Raw genomic sequence first — 6,203 nt, 5'->3', positions numbered from 1 at the left:
TGCTCATGCTGAGTTTCCAGCACTAGATTAACTGCCCGTTCACGGACTTCCGGAGAGTAACGTTTGGTCGTTGTCATAGAGACCTCCACTTTTAAAGTATAGACTCTAATTTATCCGGGGTGATTCACATTTAGCGAGAGTTGCTCTTAAGCCTCCTCCCTGATGTGTAGATACCTATGCTATAAGGGGGAGGAGAACGCCGCAGGGGTTCACCGACGGCGGATTTCAGCCGCCGAAAGGAAACTCATGCAGCATCACGCCGCGGGTGGAAACCTCGATGGCCGATCCCTGATGGTGCCAGGCGCCCAGTACCGCACGACGGCGCTCCCCGGGCAGTTGATGTATCGCCGGCCGATGGGTATGACCATGGATCATCACCGTCGCGCCGGTATCCTCCATCACCGCAATAACCGCCTGCGCATTGACGTCCATGACGTCGGCGGTTTTACCGGCGTTGGCGCGCAGGCTATTGGCACGCATCCTGTCGGCAATACGCAGCCGCAGCCGCAGCGGCAGGGACAAAAATAGCCGCTGTAGCCAACGCTGATGCACCCGGCGGCGAAAACGCTGATAGTCGTTATCGTCGGTACACAGCGTGTCGCCATGCAATATTACCACCCGCAGCCCGTCCAGCTGCATGACCCGCTGCGCGGGCAACAGCGTCATGCCGCAGGCGGCGGCATAGCGCTTGCCGAGCAGGAAATCACGATTACCGTGGATAAAATAGCAGGGAATGCCGCTTTGGGTCAGCGCCTGAAGCGCCATGGCTATCTCATGATGCAGCGGATTGGGATCGTCATCGCCTATCCACACCTCAAACAAATCGCCAAGGATGTACAGCGCTTGCGCGGCGCGCGCCCGCGTGCGTAAAAAATGCAGAAAACCGGCGGTGATCGCCGGCTCTTGTGCGCAAAGATGAATATCCGCGACGAACAGGGTTGACATGCGGGCGGGATTACTCCGCAACGGTCACATGGGTGATGATCACGTCTTCTTTCGGGACGTCCTGATGCATGCCGCTGCGGCCGGTGGCGACGCCTTTGATTTTGTCGACCACGTCCAGCCCCTCGGTCACTTCGGCGAAAACACAGTATCCCCAGCCGTCAGGGCGTTCGGAGCGGAAGTTAAGAAAGTCATTATCCACCACGTTGATAAAAAATTGCGCCGTGGCGGAATGCGGATCGTTGGTTCGGGCCATTGCCAGCGTACCGCGGGTGTTTTTCAGACCATTGTTGGCTTCGTTTTTCACCGGCGCCTCGGTAGCCTTTTGTTCCATGCCGGGGACAAAGCCGCCGCCCTGGATCATGAAGCCGTTAATCACGCGGTGGAAAATGGTATTGTCATAAAACCCGCTGCGGCAATAATTGAGGAAATTCTCAACGGATAACGGCGCTTTGTCCGCAAAGGTTTTGATAACGATATCGCCGTGATTGGTATGTAAAGTGACCATAGTTAATGTCCTGAAAGTCTGATGAATTGCATTCATACAAAGTGTACGGGCAGAGGGGTTTTATAGCATAACTCTGCCATAGAGTCAGCAACGGCCCCCGGTTTCCCTTCCCTCGTCGCCTCGACCGCCGGTAATTCCGTGGCATACCCTTGCAATAGCTGCGGCTTCAGGGTTCAATACCCCGTTAGGTTTATTGACCTTTACCGCTGGGCGCTCGACACGCGTAATCTGCAGAAACATGGAATGATTTTCGATGCTAAAGATTTTTAACACCCTGACCCGCCAAAAAGAGGAATTTAAACCTATCCATGCCGGTAAAGTCGGTATGTATGTGTGCGGCATCACCGTGTATGACCTCTGCCATATCGGCCATGGGCGCACCTTCGTCGCCTTTGACGTCGTCACCCGCTACCTTCGCTACCGCGGTTACGAGGTGAATTATGTCCGTAATATCACCGATATCGAGGACAAGATTATTCGCCGCGCCGCTGAGAATGGAGAGACTTTTCAGCAGCTTACCGAGCGTATGATTAGCGAGATGCATAGCGATTTCGACCGGTTGAATATCCTGCGTCCCGATCAGGAGCCGCGCGCCACGCACTATATAGACGCGATAATCGAACTGGTTGGTCAGCTCATCGACAGACGTCATGCCTATGTGGCCGCCAACGGTGATGTGATGTTCGCCGTGGACAGCGACAGCGATTATGGCTTGCTGTCCCGTCAGGATCTGGCGCAGCTTCAGGCCGGCGCCCGCGTCGAAGTGGCCGATGTGAAACGAAATCCCATGGACTTCGTGCTGTGGAAAATGTCAAAACCCGGCGAGCCGAGTTGGCCATCGCCGTGGGGCGACGGCCGCCCCGGTTGGCACATTGAGTGTTCGGCCATGAACGGCCGGCAGCTTGGCCATCATTTCGATATTCACGGCGGCGGGTCGGATTTGATTTTTCCCCATCACGAAAATGAGATTGCGCAGTCCACCTGTGCCCATGATGGCCCCTACGTGAATGTCTGGATGCACGCCGGCATGGTGATGGTCGATCGCGAGAAGATGTCGAAATCGCTGGGCAACTTTTTCACCGTGCGCGACGTCCTGGGGTATTACGATGCCGAAACGGTACGCTATTTCCTGATGTCCGGCCATTACCGCAGTCAGCTAAATTACAGTGAAGATAACCTCAAACAGGCGCGCGCGGCCCTGGAGCGCCTGTATATCGCCCTGCGCGGTACCGATGCGACCGCCGTCCCCGCCGGCGGGGACCACTTTGTGGCGCAATTCATCGCCGCAATGGATGATGATTTCAATACGCCGGAAGCCTATTCCGTCCTGTTCGACATCGCCCGTGAGGTCAACCGCCTGAAAAGCGAACAGCCGGCGGCGGCGCAGGGGATGGCGGCGACGTTACGCCAGCTGGCCGGCGTGCTGGGTCTGCTGGAGCAGGATCCAGCCGTCTTCCTGCAACAGGGCGCCGTGGAGGATGCGGAGGACACTGCGGTGATTGAAGCGCTGATTCAGCAGCGCAATGACGCGCGCAAGGCCCGGCAGTGGGCATTGGCGGATGAAGCCCGGGATAAACTGACCGCGCTCGGCATTGTGCTGGAAGATGGCCCGCAGGGGACTGTCTGGCGCCGCGGTTAGAAGATGGCCATTAGGGGACGACCTGGCGCCGCGGTTAAAAGATGGCATGCAAGGATCAACCTGGCGCCGCAGTTAATAGCGCGCGCCGGCGGCGGGCGCTGATGCCGCCGGCGCGGCGGCCGCAATCCTCAGTCCGCTACCGTTATCTGCTGACCGGCGAAGGCGACCTGCTTCCCGCCGGTAATTTTACAGCGCCGACGGATTTCCACTGCGCCATCTACCGTCACGCGGCCCTCATCAATCGCCAGCTTGGCCGCCGCGCCGCTCTCGCACCAGCCTGAGATTTTCAAAAGGTCGCATAACGCGATATAGGGATGCCCCTCAAGAGAAAATGTCGTCATAATCAAACCTCCGGCGTAGACGAATCGTGATAATCCTCGCAGGCCTGCAGGGTATTTTGAATAAGCGTGGCGACCGTCATCGGCCCCACACCGCCGGGCACCGGCGTAATGTAGGCGGCGCGCCCGGCGGCGCTGGCATAATCCACGTCGCCGACCACTTTACCGCTCTCCAGACGATTAATCCCGACATCCATGACCACCGCGCCGGGTTTGATCCACTCGCCGGGGATGAAGCCCGCTTTGCCCACCGCCACGACCAACAGATCGGCATTTTCGATATGGCGCCGTAAATCACGCGTGAAGCGGTGGGTCACGGTCACGGTACAGCCCGCCAGCAACAATTCGAGACTCATGGGGCGGCCAACAATGTTGGAGGCGCCGACCACAACGGCGTTAAGGCCAAAGGTATCAATACGATAGCGCTCAAGTAGCGTCACGATGCCGCGCGGGGTACAAGGACGCAGCAGCGGCGCGCGCTGGCATAGGCGGCCGACGTTATACGGATGGAAACCGTCCACATCTTTATCCGGCGCAATGCGCTCCAGCACGTTGATATTGTCTATCCCCGCCGGCAACGGCAGCTGCACCAAAATCCCGTCCACCCGGTGGTCGGCATTCAGTTGATCAATCAACGCCAACAGTGCCGCTTCGGTGACCGTGCTGGGCAGGTCATAGGAGAGGGAAATAAAACCGACGTCTTCACAGGCTTTGCGTTTACTGGCAACATAAATTTGCGAGGCGGGATCGCCGCCGACCAGCACTACCGCCAGTCCCGGCGCGCGCTTGCCCGCCTTCAGACGCGCCTGAACCCGCGCGGCCACTTCATTTCTGACCTGTTGGGCAACGGCCTTACCATCAATTATTTTTGCTACCATTTGAATCGGAAATCCGTCAATGTAATCAGGCTGAGGGCGCTATTTTGGCAGAAGCGCGTCCCGCTGTCAGGCACAGAATGCATCCTGGCGTTTTACCAACGGAACAATGGGCAGAAAAGCCATTGACTCAAACGCTTACCTCCGTATAATCCAAACCGCATTCGGCACCACCGATAAAGTTGTGCGCCCTTAGCTCAGTTGGATAGAGCAACGGCCTTCTAAGCCGTAGGTCACTGGTTTGAATCCAGTAGGGCGTACCATTTGCATTCAATCCTGATAGAGGTGTCTGCTGCGATGTAAAGTAATTCCTGAATAGCGATTTTTACTATATCTCCTATTATTCGAGCCGCTCTGCTGCGATATCCAGCGCCTCCCTGTAGCCGGGCGCTGATAGCCCGGGTTATCTTCGGTAATGACTCCAATTAGTAGAACATGTGTTTTTCGATGAAGGCTCCGATGACTTTTTCGTGGATCTCGACAGAGCGCGAGAAGCAAATCGTTTTACGCGCCAGTCGTTTAATGCATAGGTATCTACACATCAGGGAGGAGGCTTAAGAGCAACTCTCGCTAAATGAGTAAGTTCTTCCAGACTATATTCCGATAATAATTTTAGTGTATTCAACAAGATGGATAGGCCAGCGAGCAGAGCAGGAGCGCTCTCTCTGCGGCCTCGCTTTTGCTGTCGTCCTGACAAGCGACATATCAGCTGGCGGGCTGCCGCATTTTCTTCTCCTTCAGCGCGTTGCAGCCGCCATACCAGAACAGCAGCCATACTGGCTATTAACAACCTGCGTAGTACGGCTGGCGCGCTGCGCTGAAGCCATGTTTCTACGTCATGTCCGGCACCTTTCAGCAACTTAAAAAATGATTCAATATTCCAGCGCCAGTAATACCAACGAGCTACTTCCTCGCAGGTGATCTCGCTGCAAACGTTTGTAAGCAGCGTCCAGCGTCCCACCACATTACCGAGATCATCCGTAAGCCGAACAACAACCAATCTGACCGTCAGAGGCTCTCCAGGTTGGATTTTTATGCGGCGGCCGGTTTCTTTATCTTTACGCTTCTGCTGCGCAGCTCGGGTTATGACTATCGAGGTTTCACTGATTTCCATATCAGCTTTTTTCCCTTTCCAGTCTACCTGTCCGCATCCGTTGTATGGCAGAAGAGCAGCAATCTCACCAATTTTCAATGAATTACCTTGCCACTCTGCACCATGTCCTTCTTTTCCTCGGATAAGCCAGCATATTCCTTGAGTACTCAACGTCCGCATATGTCCAATAGAGTCACCCTCTCTATCAATTATATGAATCAGCTTTTTACCTATATTAAGCGATTCCACACGGGCAATATCGGTCGTCAAGGCGTCCATATGTGTCTGCCGTTCGGACAGTCCTTCCGCCAACGTTGAATGACAACCGGTTGCATCGGTAAGTGTCTGAGATAGAGGCGCTATTGGCAAACCCGTGCCAGCATCAACCAGCAAGCTGCTTTGAAGTTCATATCCAACATCGCCACCGTGCGTCATTTTTAAGCGTCCGTATTTGGCATGATGGTAAAGAAATTGTAAACGTGACCAATCATGAACAACGAGAGCGTATGGATGCGGGCTAAGCGAAATTTGCTCAAGTGCTAGCGAAATAATTGGCTCATTGAGTTGACTGAAGCTAATTCGCTTATTATTCAGAAAACGCCAGACAGCTTGGGTAGTTGCGAAAGTTGATTTTTGAGCACTTGCGAGGTCTTTAACCGCAGAAGCAAGAAGAGCCGCGGGCGTCATATGCTGTTTAACCAGCGTCTGATATCGGCGGGTAAGGCGAGAGTCAATCCCGCCAACAGATAGGTTGAAATCATTCTGCAAAGTAATAACAGGTATCACGATAAATGTGTAGATACCTATG

At 54.8% G+C, this 6,203-nt stretch carries 6 protein-coding genes, 1 tRNA gene and 1 pseudogene; 2 read left to right on the top strand and 6 right to left on the bottom strand.

Annotation, left to right across the window (positions count from 1 at the left end):
* Window positions 1–225 precede the first annotated feature (225 nt).
* Both CINSTRO3249_RS11490 and ppiB read right to left on the bottom strand, forming a co-directional pair.
* Entirely contained in the window at window positions 226–945 is a 720-nt protein-coding gene (locus CINSTRO3249_RS11490; RefSeq protein ID WP_074013382.1) for a UDP-2,3-diacylglucosamine diphosphatase, read from the bottom strand.
* Between the two features lie 10 nt (window positions 946–955).
* Complete coding sequence (gene ppiB / locus CINSTRO3249_RS11485; protein ID WP_074013381.1) at window positions 956–1,450, bottom strand: peptidylprolyl isomerase B; 495 nt, start codon at window positions 1,448–1,450, stop codon at window positions 956–958.
* Between the two features lie 253 nt (window positions 1,451–1,703).
* On the opposite strand from ppiB, the gene cysS reads away from it, so the two are divergent.
* Window positions 1,704–3,089, top strand: coding sequence for a cysteine--tRNA ligase (gene cysS, locus CINSTRO3249_RS11480; protein WP_074013380.1), 1,386 nt, complete (start codon window positions 1,704–1,706; stop codon window positions 3,087–3,089).
* A gap of 128 nt (window positions 3,090–3,217) precedes the next feature.
* On the opposite strand, the gene ybcJ is transcribed toward cysS, so the two are convergent.
* Together ybcJ and folD are read right to left on the bottom strand one after the other, a co-directional pair.
* Window positions 3,218–3,430 (bottom strand): ribosome-associated protein YbcJ, encoded by a 213-nt coding sequence (gene ybcJ / locus CINSTRO3249_RS11475; RefSeq protein WP_074013379.1) that lies wholly within the window; start codon window positions 3,428–3,430, stop codon window positions 3,218–3,220.
* A 2-nt stretch (window positions 3,431–3,432) separates the two neighbouring features.
* Window positions 3,433–4,305 (bottom strand): bifunctional methylenetetrahydrofolate dehydrogenase/methenyltetrahydrofolate cyclohydrolase FolD, encoded by an 873-nt coding sequence (folD, locus tag CINSTRO3249_RS11470; RefSeq protein WP_074013378.1) that lies wholly within the window; start codon window positions 4,303–4,305, stop codon window positions 3,433–3,435.
* A 183-nt stretch (window positions 4,306–4,488) separates the two neighbouring features.
* On the opposite strand from folD, the gene CINSTRO3249_RS11465 reads away from it, so the two are divergent.
* Window positions 4,489–4,565 (top strand) — tRNA-Arg (locus tag CINSTRO3249_RS11465).
* Between the two features lie 162 nt (window positions 4,566–4,727).
* On the opposite strand, the pseudogene CINSTRO3249_RS11460 reads toward CINSTRO3249_RS11465, so the two are convergent.
* Window positions 4,728–4,826: pseudogene (locus tag CINSTRO3249_RS11460) on the bottom strand (IS1 family transposase); the annotation flags it as partial.
* A gap of 17 nt (window positions 4,827–4,843) precedes the next feature.
* The coding region (locus CINSTRO3249_RS11455; protein WP_254304262.1) for a flagellar biosynthesis protein FlhF at window positions 4,844–6,203 on the bottom strand (1,360 nt) is incomplete at its 5' end.

It is taken from the genome of Candidatus Sodalis sp. SoCistrobi (assembly GCF_900143145.1).
GTDB lineage: Bacteria > Pseudomonadota > Gammaproteobacteria > Enterobacterales > Enterobacteriaceae > SoCistrobi.
This window is presented reverse-complemented; position numbering and strand designations above follow the sequence as displayed.

What these genes read in the sequence shown, in the direction of transcription:
- cysS (WP_074013380.1), top strand. Translation starts at nt 1,704, where the DNA reads ATGCTAAAGATTTTTAACACCCTGACCCGCCAAAAAGAGGAATTTAAA.
- CINSTRO3249_RS11490 (WP_074013382.1), bottom strand. Translation starts at nt 945, where the DNA reads ATGTCAACCCTGTTCGTCGCGGATATTCATCTTTGCGCACAAGAGCCG.
- folD (WP_074013378.1), bottom strand. Translation starts at nt 4,305, where the DNA reads ATGGTAGCAAAAATAATTGATGGTAAGGCCGTTGCCCAACAGGTCAGA.
- ybcJ (WP_074013379.1), bottom strand. Translation starts at nt 3,430, where the DNA reads ATGACGACATTTTCTCTTGAGGGGCATCCCTATATCGCGTTATGCGAC.
- ppiB (WP_074013381.1), bottom strand. Translation starts at nt 1,450, where the DNA reads ATGGTCACTTTACATACCAATCACGGCGATATCGTTATCAAAACCTTT.